This window comes from Autumnicola lenta, assembly GCF_031846515.1.
In the GTDB taxonomy this organism is placed as follows: Bacteria; Bacteroidota; Bacteroidia; order Flavobacteriales; family Flavobacteriaceae; genus Autumnicola; species Autumnicola lenta.
Genome location: NZ_JAVRHO010000029.1, coordinates 1 through 19,241, shown reverse-complemented (window position 1 = coordinate 19,241; position 19,241 = coordinate 1). Strand labels below are relative to the sequence as shown.

13 protein-coding genes and 1 pseudogene are annotated in these 19,241 nt (G+C 40.5%); all 14 read left to right on the top strand.

From position 1 onward, the window contains the following. Positions 1-119: 119 nt before the first annotated feature. Positions 120-3,488: a HEAT repeat domain-containing protein gene (locus RM545_RS15510; RefSeq protein WP_311496200.1), complete on the top strand. Its 3,369-nt coding sequence runs from the start codon at positions 120-122 to the stop codon at positions 3,486-3,488. A 69-nt stretch (positions 3,489-3,557) separates the two neighbouring features. Continuing rightward, positions 3,558-3,926 carry a transmembrane 220 family protein gene (locus RM545_RS15505; protein WP_311496199.1) on the top strand — a complete coding sequence of 123 codons (369 nt, stop codon included), beginning with the start codon at positions 3,558-3,560 and terminating at the stop codon, positions 3,924-3,926. 219 nt (positions 3,927-4,145) lie between these two features. Next, positions 4,146-5,990, top strand: a complete 1,845-nt coding sequence (locus tag RM545_RS15500; protein ID WP_311496198.1) for a 3-keto-alpha-glucoside-1,2-lyase-like domain-containing protein — start codon at positions 4,146-4,148, stop codon at positions 5,988-5,990. A gap of 20 nt (positions 5,991-6,010) precedes the next feature. Next, complete coding sequence (locus tag RM545_RS15495; protein WP_311496197.1) at positions 6,011-7,972, top strand: c-type cytochrome; 1,962 nt, start codon at positions 6,011-6,013, stop codon at positions 7,970-7,972. Positions 7,973-8,039: 67 nt separating this feature from the next. Further along, on the top strand, positions 8,040-8,474 hold the full coding sequence (locus RM545_RS15490; RefSeq protein ID WP_311496196.1) for a transmembrane 220 family protein: 435 nt from the start codon (positions 8,040-8,042) through the stop codon (positions 8,472-8,474). A 117-nt stretch (positions 8,475-8,591) separates the two neighbouring features. Next, positions 8,592-9,491 carry an EboA domain-containing protein gene (locus RM545_RS15485; RefSeq protein ID WP_311496195.1) on the top strand — a complete coding sequence of 300 codons (900 nt, stop codon included), beginning with the start codon at positions 8,592-8,594 and terminating at the stop codon, positions 9,489-9,491. Positions 9,492-9,594: 103 nt separating this feature from the next. Further along, positions 9,595-10,506: a TatD family hydrolase gene (locus RM545_RS15480; RefSeq protein WP_311496194.1), complete on the top strand. Its 912-nt coding sequence runs from the start codon at positions 9,595-9,597 to the stop codon at positions 10,504-10,506. Between the two features lie 17 nt (positions 10,507-10,523). Continuing rightward, entirely contained in the window at positions 10,524-11,423 is a 900-nt protein-coding gene (gene eboC, locus RM545_RS15475) for a UbiA-like protein EboC (protein ID WP_311496193.1), read from the top strand. A 34-nt stretch (positions 11,424-11,457) separates the two neighbouring features. Next, positions 11,458-12,603, top strand: coding sequence for a 3-dehydroquinate synthase (locus RM545_RS15470; protein WP_311496192.1), 1,146 nt, complete (start codon positions 11,458-11,460; stop codon positions 12,601-12,603). A 41-nt stretch (positions 12,604-12,644) separates the two neighbouring features. Next, positions 12,645-13,850, top strand: coding sequence for a metabolite traffic protein EboE (eboE, locus tag RM545_RS15465; RefSeq protein ID WP_311496191.1), 1,206 nt, complete (start codon positions 12,645-12,647; stop codon positions 13,848-13,850). 1 nt (position 13,851) lies between these two features. After that, positions 13,852-15,225 carry an alkaline phosphatase family protein gene (locus RM545_RS15460; RefSeq protein ID WP_311496190.1) on the top strand — a complete coding sequence of 458 codons (1,374 nt, stop codon included), beginning with the start codon at positions 13,852-13,854 and terminating at the stop codon, positions 15,223-15,225. 192 nt (positions 15,226-15,417) lie between these two features. Next, entirely contained in the window at positions 15,418-16,647 is a 1,230-nt protein-coding gene (locus RM545_RS15455) for an MFS transporter (protein WP_311496189.1), read from the top strand. Positions 16,648-17,246: 599 nt separating this feature from the next. Then, positions 17,247-18,506, top strand: a complete 1,260-nt coding sequence (locus RM545_RS15450; RefSeq protein ID WP_311496188.1) for an L-lactate MFS transporter — start codon at positions 17,247-17,249, stop codon at positions 18,504-18,506. Positions 18,507-18,994: 488 nt separating this feature from the next. Further along, a pseudogene (locus RM545_RS15445) lies at positions 18,995-19,241 on the top strand (hypothetical protein); the annotation flags it as partial.

The window sequence follows — 19,241 nt, the reverse complement described above, 5'->3', positions numbered from 1 at the left end:
ATACTGGATTGAAAATGATAATTTTTTTTTTAAAGAGGTTAAATAATAACCAAAGCAGTTATTGTGTTTATATCTTGCTTTCAGGACTAATGCTATGGAGTTGCAAGAAGGAAGATCCTGTGGATACAAGGATTAAAACGATGGATCCCGCAGAAACAGCACACTTAGCAAAATCTATTGACTCCACAGTTAACCCTGAAATTGCCGATGGTTTAAGTCTTAAGCTCTGGGGAGTAGATTCCCTAGTGGCTGATCCTATTTCTATAGACATAGATAATAACGGACATCTTTTCTACACAAGGACTAACAGACAGGCTAATTCAGAATTTGATATTCGTGGGCATCAGGATTGGGAGACGGCTTCTATACAAATGAAAACCGTAGAGGACAGGAGGAAATTCCTGCGTAAGGAGTTATCAACAGAAAATAGCAGTAGAAATGAGTGGTTATCTGATCTTAATGGAGATGGCTCACACGACTGGCGAGATTTAACAGTAGAAAAGGAGCATATATACCGTCTTGAAGATTTATCTGGAGATGGTGTCGCCGATTTATCTCAGTTGGTGGTAGAAGATTTTAATGATGAGGTAACTGATGTTGCCGGTGCCATTTTAAAACACGAAGATGATCTTTTTGTTGGTGTGGCACCAGATCTCTGGAGAATAAAAGATACTAATGGCGATGGGATTGCTGATGAGAAAACTTCCATTTCTCATGGGTATGGTGTTCACATTGGTTTTGGAGGACATGGAATGTCTGGTCTTGAGATGGGGCCGGATGGAAAATTATATTGGGGAATTGGAGATGTAGGTTTTAATGGAAAAGGTCCTGACGGTAAAGCATGGGAATATCCCAATCGTGGTGTTATAGTAAGAGCAAACCTTGATGGAAGCGATTTTGAAGTATTTGCAATGGGGGTAAGAAATACTCATGAATTTGTGTTTGATGAGTATGGAAACTTAATAAGTGTAGATAACGATGGTGATCACCCGGGTGAGAAGGAGCGCTTGGTTTATATCGTAAATGGATCTGATACGGGATGGAGGATCAACTGGCAATTTGGTAAATACACAGATCCAAAAAATAATAGCTATAAGGTTTGGATGGATGAAGAGCTTTTTAAACCAAGGTTTGAAGGACAGGCAGCCTATATTACACCTGCTATTGCCAATTATATAAGCGGCCCCTCGGGCATGGTTTATAATCCTGGTACTGCTATTGGAGAAAAATGGAAAAACACTTTTTTTGTTGCAGAATTCGTAGGTAATCCTGCTCAATCCGGGATTCATGCTTTTAAACTAAATCCCAAAGGAGCTTCTTTTGAACTTGGGGAGAGTGAGATGGTATTAAAAGGAATTCTTCCCACAGGAATGGATTTTGGTCCTGATGGAGCCCTTTATGTAGCAGACTGGATTGAAGGCTGGGGAACAAAGGATCATGGCCGGATATGGAAAGTGGATAATGAAAGTGAGGCATCAAGTCCTATTCGGCAACAGACAAAGAAATTGCTTGCAGAAGATTTCAGTACTGTAGAAGAAAATAAATTAGGTGAAATTTTAACACATCCCGACATGCGGGTAAGACAGAAAGCCCAGTTCGAATTGGCTGAAAGAGGTGCTTCAGGCCTTGATGTCTTTAAAGAAAGAATTAACCAGCTGGACCATCAATTAGCCCGAGTACATGCTATATGGGGAATCAGCCAACTAGCCCGAAAAGATGAGAAGCATGCCAGGTTACTACTGCCTTTACTTAATGATAGTGATCCGGAGATTAGAGCTCAGGCAGCTAAATGGTTGGGTGATGTGCGTTATAAAGAGGCAGGAAATTCTTTAATATCTCTTCTGGACGATGATTACAGCCGGGCGCGCTTTTTTGCTGCGGAAGCTTTAGGGAGAATAGCGTATGAACCCGGGATACAATCTTTAATTGAACTGCTTAAAGAGAATAATGATGAAGATGCCTATATACGTCATGCCGCAAGTCTGGCCTTAGCTCGTATAGGTAAAGCCGATCCTGTCGTTGCTTTAGTATCAGATTCTTCACGCGCGGTGAGGATGGGAGCTCTACTTGCGCTTAGACGCCTTGAACATAAAGGTATTGCTGGTTTTCTCGAAGATAAGGATGAGTACATAGTAACAGAAGCAGCCCGTGCTATTAATGATGATCATTCTATTGAAGCAGCATTGCCTGCATTGGGTAACTTCCTCATAAAAACTGAATTCACTAATGAGCCTCTTATAAGACGTGCAATTAACGCTAATTTAGAGGTAGGAAGCTCACAGGCTATGCAAAATCTCATAGATTACGCTCTAAAGTCAGATGCTCCTGAAGCTATGCGCATTGAAGCAGTCAGAGCATTAAGTACCTGGGCTAATCCGTCAGTTTTTGATCTTGTAGATGGTCGATACAGAGGTGAGATTGAAAGAGATCCTGTATTAATAAGAAAGGAGGCTTCGGATCCATTAAAGAAATTACTATCACACCATGATGAATTTTTGCGGACAAGTGCTGTAAGAGCCATTGCAGAATTGGATATAGATACAGCATCACCAGAACTTTTTAACTTATTGCAAACAGATTCCAGGCCGCAGGTACGTGTAGCAGCGCTGGAAGCTTTGGCCACAATCATCGACACCCAGATAGACAAGGCTATTCAGTATGCAATTTCTGATAAAGAGAAAAATGTTAGGGTAAGAGGACTTGAGTTACTGGCTTCTCAAGATGTATCCGAAGAACTGACAACAAAATTACTCACAGAGGTTATTGAAAAAAGAAGTACAGAGGAGAAACAAGCTGCACTTCTTGCTTTGGGAAGTTTGCCTGTGAAATACTCTGAAGATATTTTTAAAAATTTACTAATTCAGCTGCAAAATAAAGAACTTGCTCCTGAGATTTATCTTGAATTAGGTGAAGCTGTCGACAGCACTAATTCGGCAGAGTTAAAAGCACGATATGAAGAAGTAATAAAGGGCATAGATTCAGATTCAGCATTTGCCTCTTACAAAGGGAGCTTATATGGAGGAGATGAAGCCATCGGGAAGAGAATCTTTTTCGAACATCAAACAGCACAATGTATGAAATGTCATTCTTTTGATGATTTTGGCGGAAACGCCGGGCCAAGGATTAATGGAGTAGCAGGAAGGCTTTCGCGTCAACAAATATTGGAAGCTTTAATCAATCCGGGTAAAAGGCTTGCCGCCGGTTTCGGAATTGTTACTCTGGAACTTGAAAATGGTAAAACAATAGGTGGTGTACTGGCGGAAGAGAATGACATCAGCGTGATGATTAAAATGGGTAATGAACCTGATACTGTAGTAAGGAAGCAGGATATTGTTGAAAGGAAGAACTCTCCTTCCAGTATGCCCGACATGAGACATTTTCTCACCGAGAGGGAAGTTAGGGATTTGGTAAGTTATCTGGCTTCTCTGGAGGAAGAAGAAATGAATACACAAAAGTCAGAGGGAGAGAATCTTACTCATGGCCAATAAAGTTCATACCTTAATGGTCAATTTTAAAATCTTATTCAGTTTCAAAAAGTAACCAGGAATAGAAGTTATATGTTTTTAGTAATCTTAAATTCTCTGTTTTGTATTGCTTTTGCAGCATTTGCATATGTGAATTTGAACGACAGAGACGCATGGCTCTGGGTTACAATATATATGTTAGCATCCTTAAGCTGTGGTCTTGCAGTCTTTGGAAAATATTTTCCCACTGCATATATAGTTCTAATCTGTTTTTATCTCCTCTATGCTGTAAAACTATTTTTTGCACAAAACGGAGTTCTGGACTGGATCACGAAATACAAGCAGGAAAGTATAGTTCAAAGCATGCAGGCAACCAAACCATATATTGAAAAAACCAGGGAATTCTTTGGTCTGCTGATCATAAGTGCTGCTTTAGCCATAAATTACCTTTTTGCACAATGAATCTGTTATGAGGTAGAAGGCTAAAAATAGACGCCGAGATTTAAGAAAAAGCTTAAATTGAGGAAATGAAAGTCTTAGTGTAAACAACATAATGCTTTGAAAAAATTGCATTAGTTTTCAATTTCTACTGTAAAAGAGGTGTGAAAAGGGAGTGGAAGGGATGATTTAAAAGCTAATTAAGATGTAGTAGGAAATGAATTTTTTAAGAAACGGAATTATATGAATATATTTTTTTATCGAATTGGAACATTACTGCTGATAAGTGTCTTTTTAATGGTCGCGCCATTTTCTTTTGCCCAATCGCAACAAATTTTACTTAACAATTTATCCGATTTTAAAAGCCCCGCCAGCAATTGGCATGTAGCTGGTAATGTTTACGCTAATCTTTATAAACCCAACGAGCTACGAATCACAGAAGGAACTGGTATTCTTGTAAATAAATTTATAGGAAGCAATAATAAGGATCTTTGGACTGAAAAGGAGTATGGAAGCATTGACCTGGAGCTGGATTACCTGATGGCAAAGGGATCCAATTCAGGAATATACTTTATGGGGCAGTATGAGTTACAGCTTAGGGATAGCTGGGGTAATCAAAACCTCACTTCTGCCGAAAACGGCGGTATTTATGAAAGATGGGATGAAAACAGACCAGAAGGTCAGAAAGGATACGAGGGATATCTTCCGCGGCAGAACGTAAGTAAAGCGCCTGGACTGTGGCAAAACCTGAAAGTATCTTTTCAGGCGCCACGCTTCGATGAATTAGGTAATAAAATTGAAAATGCCAAATTTCTGAGGGTTGAGCTGAATGGTGTGACTATTCATGAAGATGTAGAGCTATTTGGCCCCACCAGGGGAGCTATGAGTATTGATGAAAAACCACTAGGTCCCTTGCGTATCCAGGGTGATCATGGAGCAGTAGCTTTTCGGGATATAGAAGTAACTAGTTATGAGAAACCTCGTCCGGAGCTGGCAAATCTTCAGGTAGCTGTATATGAAGGAACTTTTAATGAGATGCCTGCCCATTTAGATAGTCTGCCACCGGAGTTCCAGGGTAAGGCTGTAATTTTAACTTCCAATCTTAATACAAAATCAGATCAGTTTTTAATCCGTTATACAGGAGATCTGAAAGTTCAGGAAGCCGGGAAATATTCCTTTAATTTGGAAACACCGGGTGGAGCCGGATTTATCAGAATCAATCAAAAAGAAGTTGTCCCTTTTAATGGACAAAACGGGAGAGGCTCGGTAGAATTACCGGCAGGAGTTGTGCCCTTTGAACTACTATACTCTAAATATGAGGACTGGGTTGAGCCAAATTTAGGAATGACCATAGCAGGACCTGGCATACGCGAATATCTGGTGACAGAGGGGGATAATAATTTTGAGACCCCGGTAAATCCCATTCTCGTAGAAGCCAGGGAGAATACTATTCTTCGCAGTTTTATGGATCTTCCGGTGAATGAGAACTCCGGTGGTTACCGGGTAACGCACTCGGTTAATGTAGGAAGTCCTCAGCAGCTTCATTATACTTATGATCTGGATAAGGGTTCCATTGTGCAAATTTGGCGGGGAGACTTTCTGGATGCCACCCCAATGTGGTATAGCCGTGGTGATGGTTCTTCCCGTCCCAGGGGAGCTGTGGAGCATTTTGGTATTCCAAATTTGACGCTGGCAAGATTAAACTCGCCGCAGCAGGAATGGATTAACGATACCGTTGGAACGCAGTACAGACCTTTGGGGTACCATTTGGACAACCAGGACCGTCCAACTTTTATGTATAGAATTTACGAATTAGAAGTAGCAGATGCATTGCAGGTGCTGGAAATGGGGCATGGATTTCGAAGAACAATAGAGGTACAGAACCCCGCCAAAAATCTTTATGCCAGGCTCGCACGTGGAAGTAAAATCGAATTTGTATCAAAAGATCTTTATCTCATCAATGACAAAGCTTACTATCTCCGCCTTGAAAACTCTGTTGAGGCAAAACCTGTTGTACGAACTGTAGAAGGACAGCAGGAGCTTCTGGTGCCTGTGCGGGAAGAAGTGACATATTCCATTCTCTATTAAATTGAAAATTTACAATCCTAATGAATATTTCAAAAAGCAGCGCATATTGTAAAGCATTTTGCCTTCTAGTTCTTAACGCGTGCTTCGCGGTTTCTACAGAAATTGGGGCCCAGGAGTCACCCATGGAGGAAGACTTTTTCAATATACGAGACATTAGTATCCCTGAAGGTGTATTACTGGAAGTGGGTGGTCTTACGGTATTACCTAATGGTGATCTTGGCGTTTCTACCCGAAGGGGGGAGGTTTATATTATTGAAAATCCCACGAGCTCTCAACCTTTTTTTCAGAAGTACGCAACGGGTTTGCACGAAGTGCTGGGATTGGCGTATAAAGATGGCTCTTTCTATGCAGCACAGCGTGGTGAACTTACAAAAATACTGGATACGAACAAAGATGGAAAAGCCGACAGGTTTGAGACCGTTTATGCCTGGCCTCTTTCGGGAAATTATCATGAATATAGCTTTGGACCTAAAATAGCACCTGACGGGTCCCTCTTCGTTTCTACCAATCTGGGCTTCCCACATCCCTGGTGGCACGCAGTAAGCCTGGTTCCCTGGAGAGGGTGGTTAATGCGTATAACCGAAGATGGAAAAATGGAACCATGGGCAACAGGTCTGCGCTCTCCGGCCGGTTTAAGTATGATTGATGGAGAAGTATGGTATACCGAAAACCAGGGCGACTGGGTTGGTTCAGGTGGAATCTGGAAAGTTGAAAAAGGAGATTTCACAGTGCATCCTGGTGGACTTCGTTGGGCAAACATGCCTACCTCTCCGGTAGACTTGGGCATAGAGAACATACACGAGTATATTAGCCCTCGCCGAGATAAAGATGAGCTGGGAAAGCATGTAAAGCCTGAAAACCGGGTTGATGAGGAAATAATAACCATGGCTGATATGCAGGAAAAACTTCCCGCTCTTAAACTTCCTGCAGTTTGGCTTCCGCATGGAATTTTAGGAATATCGAATTCAGAAATGGTTAAAATTCCGGAAGGAAATTTTGGACCCTTTGAAGGGCAAATGTTGGTGGGAGACCAGGGACAGAGCAAAATTATGAGGGTTTTTATGGAAAAAGTAAACGGGAAGTTTCAGGGTGCTGCCATGGACTTTAGGAGTGGTTTCCAATCTGGAGTATTAAGGTTGGCATGGGCAGAGGACGGTTCTCTTTTTGTTGGGGAAACAAACAGAGGCTGGGGATCTGCCGGGGATGCTAATCAGGGTTTGCAACGTCTTGTTTGGAATAATAAGGTGCCTTTTGAAATGAAAGCGGTTCGTGCAATGCCAGATGGATTCGAAATTGAATTTACTTTGCCTGTGGACAGAAAATCTGCAGAAAATATTTCTTCATATTCTGTTAATAGCTTTATATACAAGTATCATCCTGTTTACGGAAGCCCTCCGGTTAAACAGGAAGATAATCCTATAAAAGGAATAAAAGTGTCAGATGACGGAATGAAAGCACGTATTGTTGTTGAAAATATGCGCAAGAATTTCGTTCATCACATCTCTCTTTTCGGTGTTAGGGCCAGGGAAAATTTTTATTCCTTAATTCATCCCTCAGCATATTACACACTAAATAATATCCCTGAGGGCAAAAAGCTCGCTTTGGAAGAGTTAAGCAAACCCACTACAACAAAAAATTCTGAGGTAGAGATAACAGAGCAGGCTTCTTCATCAGCTTCAAAAGGTGAGGGTGAAAAAGTAGTTTCTTCAGAAGAATCTCAGGTGCCCGACTTTGAAACAGTACAACCTATTTTGCAAAGAAATACATGCTTTGCCTGTCATGCAGTTGATAAAAAACAGGTAGGTCCTTCCTATACAGAAGTGGCTAAAAGAAATTACAGCAATGAAAGAATTTTGGAGCTTATTCACAATCCGGAACCGGAAAACTGGCCGGATTATGCTATAGCTATGCCTCCCATGCCGCAGGTTTCGGAAGAAGATGCATTAATAATTGCTGCTTACATCAATTCTTTAAACGATTAATGCATAAATTGTTTTAAATCTGTAAAATTGGAAGTGGTTCTTAGTGATAAAATAATTTAAGCACACTATGAAGGAGGAAATAGTTTCCCGCAAAACACATAAGAAATCACCTTCTAGAAGCAGGGCGTCAGGAATATTTTTTGGACTATGGAGTTTGCTGTTTCTTCTTTTTTGTTATTGGCAATGGAACGATGCCGATCCTGAGGTGTGGATGAGCATTTATGGATTTGCTGCTGTAATGTGCGGCCTGGCTGCTGTTGGACGTTTTTATATTCCTGTTCTAATGCTGGCTTCTATAATTGCGCTCCTGGGAAGTTTATTTTTCTTTCCCCGTTCTGTTTCCGATTGGATTTTTCAGGAATGGCAACAGGCAGATCTTTCAATGAAAACTATTGAAATGGAAGAGACACGGGAATTTTTTGGATTACTGATAATCTCCGTTATTATGGGATTGGCTGCATATAAAGGATGGCGTGAAAAACGTAAAGCAATTACTGAATAGCTACAGAATTTAAGATCAGTAATTTATTAATCCTACAAACTGGAATACCTATAGATTGTTGGCTGAAACCTCTTTTTATCTCTATCTTTATAATTCTTTAAAGCTTTAGCAATAATCATGATTCAGAAGGATTCGGAGCGGACTAAAACATACATGAAAGCTGTAATTTCAAAACAGAGTAATGAAGAAGAGCTGAACTGGATCAACCAGCAGGAGAATATCCTGCTCAATAACTTTAAACTTCGTTCTTTTTACCTGACCTTCAGCTCTGCATCACGTTTTATTAGGAAATTCAAGTTGCACCTTACGCGGGAAGATTTAGCTGAGGCAGCGAAAATTCGAGAAGGTTTTCAACCTGAACATTGGACTTTGTTACAATCTGTCCGCATTTACTTTTTGTTAATGCTCCCAACCGAAAATGAAGAGAGCTATGAAAAAGCACTTATAAAACTCCATGAAGCAGCAGATATGGACGAACAGGTAGCCTTATACAGTGCCTTGCCGATCCTGCCTTATGCTGATTTGTTGGCGAAACGTGCTGCAGAGGGAATAAGAACTAATATTACCGATGTTTTTGATGCCATAGCACTACATAATCCATATCCACACGATTTTCTAAGTCAGGATGCCTGGAATCAAATGGTTCTTAAGGCGGTATTTATGCAGCGTCCTTTGTACAAAATTTATGGAGCCGATACCAGGGCAAATCCGGAGCTGGCAAGAATGCTTGTGGATTTTGCTCATGAACGTTGGGCAGCAGGGAGAAAGGTTCTGCCGGAACTTTGGCGTTTTGTAGGTCCTTTTATAGATAAGGAGTTTATAAAAGATATAGAAAAAATTGTTAGCGATAGTGAACTTTTGGAGAAAAAAGCGGGATTGCTGGCTTGTGCTGATAGTACACTGCCTCAGGCGCAAGAATTATTGAACCTGAATCCGGATTTTAAAAAAGAGATAGAAAGCGGCAGATTAAACTGGACTGTTATAGGAAAAAAGACTGAAGATGATTTGCTGAAATAGAAGTAGTTCGCATCTGGCAATATATTACGAATCGTTGTAAAATAAAGAAGAAAAAAGCTGCTACAATTTATAATTGTGGCTTATAATTAAAATATATAAAAAAATGTTTATTGATCCTCATATTCACGTGACTTCACGAACAACAGATGATTATGAAGCCATGTATAAAGCAGGTATTCGTGCCATCATAGAACCGGCATTTTGGCTGGGACAGCCCCGCACTAAAGTCGGGAGTTTTCAGGATTATTTTAATAGTCTTGTTAGCTGGGAACGTTTCAGGGCCAGCCAATTTGGTATTAAGCATTACTGTACTATTGGTTTAAATTCCAAGGAAGCAAATAACGAAGCTTTAGCAGAGGAAGTAATGGAATTGTTGCCATTGTATGTAGGCAAGGAAGGGGTGGTCGCTGTAGGTGAAATCGGTTATGATGACCAGACAAAGGCAGAAGATAAGTATTACCGACTGCAGCTGGACCTTGCCAAAGAGGTAAATCTACCGGTGATGATTCACACACCTCACAGAGATAAAAAAAGGGGCACAACCAAGAGCATGGTTGTGAGTGAAGAGCATGGTCTGGATCCTTCCATGGTTGTAGTAGATCACAACAATGAAGAAACTGTAAAGGAAGTGCTGGATAGAGGGTATTGGGCTGCTTTTACCATTTATCCACATACAAAAATGGGTAGTGAGCGAATGGTTGAAATTATTCGGCAGTATGGAGCAGAAAGAATTATCGTAGATAGTGCTGCTGACTGGGGTATCAGTGATCCTCTGGCTGTGCCGAAAACTGCAAAGTTAATGAAGGAGAAAGGTATAAAAGATGAACTTATCCATCTTGCATGTTACCAAAATGCTCTTACTGCTTACGGCCAGAGCGGTCAGATGCAGGAGGGTGATTGGTTAAATGCCGAACCTATTGATCAGCGAAAAAAACTTTCGGGAAATTCTGTTTTAAGGGGAGGGCAATCCCCAAAAATAGAAGGGGACTCATCCTCAGATATTGTTGAAAACTAGAAAACTTCATTAAATAAATGAGTACCATAATTGCCCATTTAAGGCTGATGCGTCCTGCAAATATCATAACTGCAATTGCTGATATTTTAGCAGGTTTTGCTGTCTCCGGGGCAGCTCTGCAATTATTTGAACTGCAATCTCAAGGATTATTGTATTCTTTATCGTGGCTGGTATTGGCTACTATAGGTTTATATGGAGGTGGAATAGTATTTAATGATGTTTTTGATGCAGAGCTTGACAGGATAGAACGACCGGAAAGACCAATTCCTAGCGGAAAAGCTTCTGTCGCTAGTGCCAGTATTCTTGGCGGTATTTTACTCCTGATAGGAATATTGGCTGCATTACAGGTTTCTGCTCTTAGCGGCTTAATAGCTATAGTGGTTGCGGCATTAGCAATTTCATACAACGCCTGGGGGAAACATCAACTTATAATAGGCCCTGTAAATATGGGTCTTTGCAGAGGCGGAAATTTATTATTGGGAATGAGTATTTTCCCTGAAGCACTTCAGGAACTATGGTATGTCGCCTTAATTCCTGTTATTTATATTGCAGCCATTACAATGATAAGTCGTGGGGAAGTTCATGGTGGCAACAAAAAAGCCATTATTGGAGGAGCTTTATTGTATGGAGTAATAATTTTGGCAATTATCGTGCTGGCTTTCTTTTCAGAGGTCGTTTGGTGGCAGGTATTTCCTTTTGTAATTCTGTTTTCCTTCCTTATATTCAATCCACTTATTAAAGCCCTGAAGAGACAGGATCCAAAATTAATAGGAAAAGCCGTGAAAGCTGGTGTTCTTTCACTCATTATATTAAATGCTTCCCTGGCAACAGTTTTTGCAGGTTGGGTATTTGGTCTAATGGTGTTGCTGTTATTGCCTGTTTCATTGGGGATTGCAAAGCGTTTTTCCGTTACCTGAGAATTCAGCAGAGTAGCTTTTTAAAATTAAAGTAATGAAAACCATTCAACAGACATTTTCTGTTCCATTTGAATATACAGTACATTTTTCGAATTATATATTTGATAAAAGTAATCCGATTTTCGCACAGATAGTGAGGAATCATAGGCGCCCAAAAATCTTTTTTGTGATAGATGAAGGAGTGGCAGTAGCACATCCTTCAATTTTTGAGCAGATAAGGACTTATGCTGAAGCTTATGCCAAGGATTTTACCCTTTGTGCTGATCCTTTAGTGGTACCCGGAGGTGAAGAAGTCAAAAACGACCGCCTATATGTAGAGCAGATTTTGGAAGCGAGTAACACCTATGGTATAGACAGGCATTCTTTTATTGTGGCCATTGGTGGAGGTGCAGTTCTTGACATGGCAGGTTTTGCTACGGCTATTGCTCATAGGGGTATCAGGCATATCCGAATTCCTACCACTGTGCTCGCACAGAATGATTCCGGTATAGGAGTGAAAAACAGTATAAATTCTTTTGGGAAAAAGAATTTTGTGGGAACATTTGCCCCTCCCTATGCTGTGCTGAATGACAGCACATTTTTAGACACACTGGACGATAAGGACTGGCGATCTGGAATTTCTGAAGCTGTTAAAGTCGCACTCATAAAGGACGCTTCCTTTTTCGAATGGATAGAAGTACATGCAACAAAATTAGCCGGGCGAGAGATGCCTGCTATGGAAGAATTAATTTATCGTTGTGCAAAGATGCACCTTGATCATATTGCAGGGGGAGATCCTTTTGAACAAGGTTCCTCCCGGCCTCTTGATTTTGGTCATTGGGCAGCGCATAAGCTGGAACAGCTAACCAATTATCAACTGCGGCATGGAGAAGCGGTTGCAATTGGTATCTCTCTGGACACTACTTATTCTTTTCTGAAAGGTTCAATTTCTGAAGAAGTCCTTCATCGTGTTATCAACCTTTTTAAGAAGCTGGGCTTTGCAGTGCACATTTCTGAACTTTCAGGAACAAATATCCTGAAGGGACTGGAAGAATTCCGGGAACATTTGGGAGGAGAATTAACGATTATGTTAATAGATGCATTTGGTCATGGGGTTGAAGTGCATCAAATGGACAACGGATTAATTGCCGATGCGGTCGAAAAACTAAAGGAATTCGAGGACAACGAATTCACAGCTTAGATGTTTCTTTTAATATACTTTTCTGAATTAATATTTTTTTCATGCAAGTAAACGAATATCATTTAACCTATTGTACAAATATTCATCCTGGCGAAAGCTGGGTGGAAACTTTTGACAATCTAAAGAATTATATTCCGAAAGTAAAAGCAAAGTTTTCGGCTGATGCTGCTTTTGGAATAGGTCTTCGATTATCTGATAAAGCCAGCAGATCGCTTCTGGAAGAAGATAATCTTTCCGTTTTCAAGAACTGGTTAGATCAAAATCAGTGCTATATTTTCACCTTTAACGGCTTTCCTTTTGGAGGTTTTCATCATCAGTCTGTCAAGGATCAGGTTCATTATCCTGACTGGACCACTAACTCGAGGTTGGATTATACTTTGCGCCTTTTTGATATTATGGCTGCTCTAATTCCTGATGGAGTTGAAGGAGGTATTTCCACTTCACCACTATCTTACAAATACTGGGATGCCTCTCAAAAAGATAAAGAGGAAGTCCTGCAAAAAGCCACTCTTCATATAGCGAAAATTGCTGAAAAATTATATAAAATTCATAGTGCTGATAGCAAAATCCTGCATTTGGATATTGAACCGGAGCCGGATGGTTTACTGGAAAATACAGATGAAGTTATAAACTGGTATAAGCAATGGTTAATTCCGCAAGGTGCAGCCTATTTAAAGCAGCAATTCGGTTTTTCTGATAAAGAGGCTGAAAACTGCCTAAAAATGCATATCAGGTTATGCTATGATGTGTGCCATTTCGCTATTGTATATGAAAAACCGCAGGATGTTTTTTCTCGTCTTAAAGCAGAAGGCATTAAGGTTGGAAAAATTCAGATAAGTGCAGCGCTTAAGACGATTTTACCTGAAGATACTGAACAGAGGAAATGGATTGAAGATGCATTCACTCCGTTTGTGGAATCTACCTATCTCCACCAGGTTGTAGAGCGGGATGCACGGGGAAAATTTATTCATTATCCTGATTTGCCACAGGCATTGGAAAAATTAAATACTTCTACTGGGATAGAATGGCGTACTCATTTTCATGTACCTGTTTTTTTGGCAAATTATGGTCAATTAGAATCAACACAGGAAGATATTGTAGAGGTACTTCAGTATTTAAAAAATGAAAAAGTATCTGACCATCTTGAGGTAGAAACGTACACCTGGGAAGTACTGCCCGATGATATTCAGCTGGAAATAACAGAGTCTATTGTGAGGGAACTGCAATGGGTGCAGAAAAATTTATAGCATGAAAAAAACAGTCGTTCTTAATGTTGTAGCCTTGTCTTCCCGTCTAATTGGGGAACATACTCCTTTTCTTCAAAAATGGTCTCAAAAAGGAAAGCGGGTCAATGTAAAACCTCTGCTTCCTGCAGTTACATGCTCTTCCCAGGCAACCTATTTTACAGGTAAGTGGCCCGCTGAGCATGGAGTGGTGGGAAACGGCTGGTGTTTTCTTGACGAGTATGAAATCAAATTCTGGCGCCAGTCCAATAAACTGGTACAGGCTCCAAAGATATGGGAAGAACTAAAAAAACAAGATCTAAATTTCACCTGTGCAAACATGTTTTGGTGGTTCAATATGAATTCTGATGTTGATTTTGCGGTGACACCGCGGCCTTTATATCCTGCTACGGGTTTAAAACTTCCGGATATCCACAGTCAGCCTATGGATTTGCGTCAAAAACTACAAAGTGAGTTGGGACAATTCCCGTTATTTTCGTTTTGGGGTCCAAATGCCAACATAGAATCCACCCGCTGGATCGCCGATGCTTCTATGCTTGTGGATAAATGGCACGATCCTACTCTTACGCTCATTTATCTGCCACACCTGGATTATAATCTGCAGAGGGTGGGAATAGATTTTTCCAAAATGGGTAAAGACCTGCAGGAAATAGATAGAGTATGTGAAGATCTTATTACTTACTACGAAGGTCAGGGTGCGGAGGTAATAATAGTCTCAGAATATGGTATTACAGATGTTAATAATCCTGTACATGTAAACCGGGTATTGCGCGAGAACGGATACTTAGCAGTAAAGGATGAGCTTGGACGGGAAACAATGGACACCTGGGCAAGTAGAGCCTTTGCAGTGGCAGACCATCAGATCGCCCATATTTATATTAAAGATTCAAATGATATAATGCCGGTAAAAGAGCTTCTTGAAAATACATCAGGAATTGAATTTGTTCTGGATAAAAAGGCTCAGGAAAATTATCACCTAAACCACGAAAGGTCAGGGGACCTAGTTGTAATGGCAGATGAAAAATCCTGGTTTACTTATTATTTCTGGTTAGATGATAATAAGGCTCCAGATTATGCAAGAACAGTAGATATACACCGCAAGCCAGGCTATGATCCCGTCGAAACCTTTGCAGATCCCAATATCTCTTTTCTTAAGGCGAAAATCGGACTAACACTTATTAAAAAGAAACTTGGATTCCGTTATCTTATGGATGTTATTCCTTTAGATGCTACTCTTGTCAAGGGTTCTCATGGTCGCTTAACTAAAGAAAAAGAGGACTGGCCTTTGTTTATTACACAAAATTCCGGTTTTTTCAAAGAGTCAGTTGTGGAGCCTACAGATGTTTATGATCTCATTGTCAAACACCTCACTCAATAAACGAATTAAAATAAAACCTGCAGCTTCCAGTAATTTTTCGATGTTAAAGCTATCAATTATAATTACTTTTTCGAAATCGTTATCTATTTGCGTTTTAATTAAATTATTTTTTATATTGCTGAAGTAATTTTAACATCTTCACATTATTTTTAACTTATCTATAAAAAAGCGAATTCTATTAAATCTAACCTTATGAATCAAAGTCTCAATAAGAAAGCATTGTTTTACGGAAGTTGTTTTGCACTCATCACAACAGGCTTATCATTTTCAATAAGAGCTGGAATTCTTACTCAGCTTGGGGATGAATTTGCTCTTTCCGCAGAGCAATTAGGACATATCAATTCTATGTGGTTCTATGGGTTTCCAATTTCCATGATCATCGGGGGATTGGTTTATCATTCAGTAGGTGCTAAAAATATCATGAGAGTGGCTTTTGTGGCTCATACATTAGGTGTATTATTAACAGTGTATGCTGACGGGTATGTGAGTCTGCTCATTTCTATGCTATTTATCGGTCTAGGCACCGGCTGTACCGAGGCAGCCTGTAATCCTATGATTGCAGATATGTATTCCGGAGTGAAAATGAACAAAATGCTGAACAGGTTCCATATGTGGTTTCCGGGTGGGATCGTACTTGGAGCTATCATTTCTTTTATAATGACCCGACTGAACCTCGGCTGGGAAGCTCAGATGTGGGTGATAATGATTCCTGCCATTACTTATGCTGCTTTGTTTTTTGGAAAAGCTTTCCCAAAACCAAAAGTGGAAGGAGCGACGTCTCTTTTGTCAAACTTTAAAGCCATGCTAAGTCCATTATATATATTTTTAATTATCTGTATGGCCCTTACAGCTATCACAGAGTTCGGACCTGGTCAATGGGTAGAAGTTATTTTAGGTAGCAGTGGAGCAAATCCTATGGTCATTTTAGCACTGACTGCTGGGCTTGTTACTGTAGGAAGGTTTTTTGCCGGGCCGGTTGTGGGGAAATTAGGTCAAACCGGTGTGCTGCTTGGAGGTGCGATTTTTGCGGCAGTGGGAATTTACCTTTTAAGTATAGTGACGGGTCCTATGGCCTACGTGGCAGCAGTAATCTGGGCTCTTGGGTATTGCTACTTCTGGCCGGTGATGGTTGGAGCTGTGGCACAGCGGGTTCCTTTGAGCAGTGCCCTTGGAATGTCAATTATTGGAGCAGTCGGCATGTTTTCTTCAGGTATTTTTCAGCCTATCATAGGAAGCTGGATTGACGGTTCGATGGCAGAATATAGAAGTCAGGGGCTTACCGGGAATGAATTGGAGTTGGCAGCGGGTCAGGAAACCCTGGAAAAAATGATTTCCTTCCCTGCGATTTTGATCGTACTGTTTGCTATTCTGTTTTTCTGGCAAAAAAATTCAAAAAATACTGAGGCAGTCAAACCTGCTTAGGAAATATTTGAAATGTACATGAAGTTGATAGGGGTTGATCTGGCAACAATTAGGTGCTTTTTCAGAAAAAGATTTTCTCTTCTGGCTGATTAACCTCCACGCTTTTAAATACCCTTCTGTCAGGCTTTTGCTATTAAAGTCTTATATTTTTACCTGCAGCTCTACGGGGATTGTATTAAAATTCTGGATAAGACACCAGTGACCAGGCTTCTCTTCTGCTTTGCTGTTAGTAAGTAGTCACCAGGCTGGTTTTTGAAGCGGCATTATCAAAACTTTAAGTTCAGTTTGCAATAACGGGTTTATTAAAATATCTTTTACCTTTTTCATCAAGAAACCATTTAAACTGCAGGCATCATACTTTAATTGATATTTGCTTCAGGAAATTTCTATTTGATGTCTTACACTATTAGCTGTGAAAAGCCGGTTTTAAGATGAGGCGTTAGAAGGTAATATTTCGAATCATTGTTTGAATCCCCTTCTCCTTATCAACAGATCTGTTTTTCTCCAATTATTCGCTATTTCTTTAAAGCTTTCTGATAATATTCTCTGCAGCTTTTTTATATTAGTGAAAATTTAACAATCAACCAGAAGAAAATTAAATGAAGCCTAACAAAAACAGATGGCTAATTGCTTTATCGGCAATCAGTATACATATTTCCATAGGTGCAGCCTATGCCTACAGCGTTTATACAATTCCCTTAGGCGAGAGCATGGGCTGGAGCGTCTCTTCCGTTACTATAGCCTTTACGGTTATGATGACGTTGGGGGGAGCTTCGGCAGCGGTTTTCGGAAGATTTGTAGAAAGAAACGGACCAAGGAAATCTGCCATGCTTGCCGCTGTTCTGTTTGGTCTGGGACAGGCAGGTTCAGGTTTTGCAGTCTCCATAGATTCTCTTACTCTTTTTATTCTCAGCTACGGACTCCTTAGCGGAATAGGCCTCGGGATTGGTTATATTTCACCCGTATCCACACTCGTAAAATGGTTCCCGGACCGTCGCGGCCTGGCAACCGGGATGGCTGTTCTTGGCTTTGGCTCCGGCGCGCTTATCACAGCCCCCGTTGCCGCAAGCCTCATGGAATCTGTAGGAATCACCACCACTTTTTACATCCTTGGCGGCAGTTATTTTCTTCTTATGACCGCTGGTGCCTTATACATCGCACCACCACTGGCGGGATGGTTACCAAAAGGGATGAAAGAAAACGTAGCCTCGGGTAAAGAAAAAATCAGGGATTTATCCCAGCTCACCGCACGGGAGTCCGTTAAAACAAAGCACTTCTGGATGTTATGGACCATTATGCTTATAAATACCAGCGCCGGTATTATGATGATCTCTGTTGCCTCACCAATGGCCCAAAGCATTGGCGGGATGACGGCGGGAGCCGCAGCTGTTATGGTTGGTATTATGGGAATCTTTAACGGTGCCGGGAGAATTGGCTGGGCAGCAGCCTCAGATTATCTTTCGCGCCCCGTCGTCTTTATCATATTCTTTATTATTCAGCTGGTGGCATTCGTTACTCTTCCGGTCATTGGAAGTGCAATTTTATTCCAGATACTCATTTTTCTGGTGGTAAGCTGTTACGGAGGAGGGTTTTCAAATCTTCCCGCCTTTATTGCAGACCTTTTTGGCACAAAAGAACTCGGCGCAATCCACGGTTACCTGCTTACAACATGGTCTCTTGGCGGACTCATTGGCCCAACGCTGGTATCACAAATCTACGCCGCGACGGGAAGTTATATTCCGGTTTTCTACGTCTTTATCGGGCTAATTATAGTAGCACTCGTTATTTCGATAATGCTGAAAGCCAATATTCGGGGAGTACGAAAAGAGCAGGCGCAAACAACACGAAAGGTTGCATAATTTTTTCTGAAGATTTTTAGAATATGATCAGGAGTGATAAAAGTTTTCATTTTACAGAAGCAAAAAATTGGCAGGAGTAGACCTGAAAGCCAATGCCGAAAATTGCCAGTTTTAATACATCATGCTACGGAATCTTATCTTTTAAGCTGTAGTAGCTCATTTTTTAAAAAATTGCTTTGAACTAGGGAAATAAAAGGATTTCATATTTAACAAATATCGACTTAAATGCCTCAAAATTAATGTTTTGACCTTCCGCGGAACAGAAATTTGAGTAAAACAGAAAAATGGACTTCCAAAGCATCTTTTCCGGAGAATTTCAGACACTTTTAATGCATTCACCGGTTACTTTAGGTCGAAAATTGCCATTTTAAAGCATTGAAAAAAGACAGTCAGATGTAAATGATTAATTTATGAATTTGTAATGTCGAAAATTGCAATTCCAGCTCCGTAGTACAAAAAATACATTTTAAGAAACTTTAAAGCTAATCATGAGAGTCGAACGATGTCCGCTTTGTGAAAATGAGGGTGCAAGATCTTTTAAGTCTGAAAAGAATCAATTTCTCGAGTGCGTGCATTGTAAAGGACTTTTTGTTCCTAAAGATTTTCTGCCCAAACCGAAGGATGAAATCGCCAGGTATACATCCCATAATAATGATGTAAACGATCTCAAATATCAACAATTTGTTTCGCCTGTAGTAGAGGAAATTCTTCAGCATTTTGATGCCTCCCGGCATA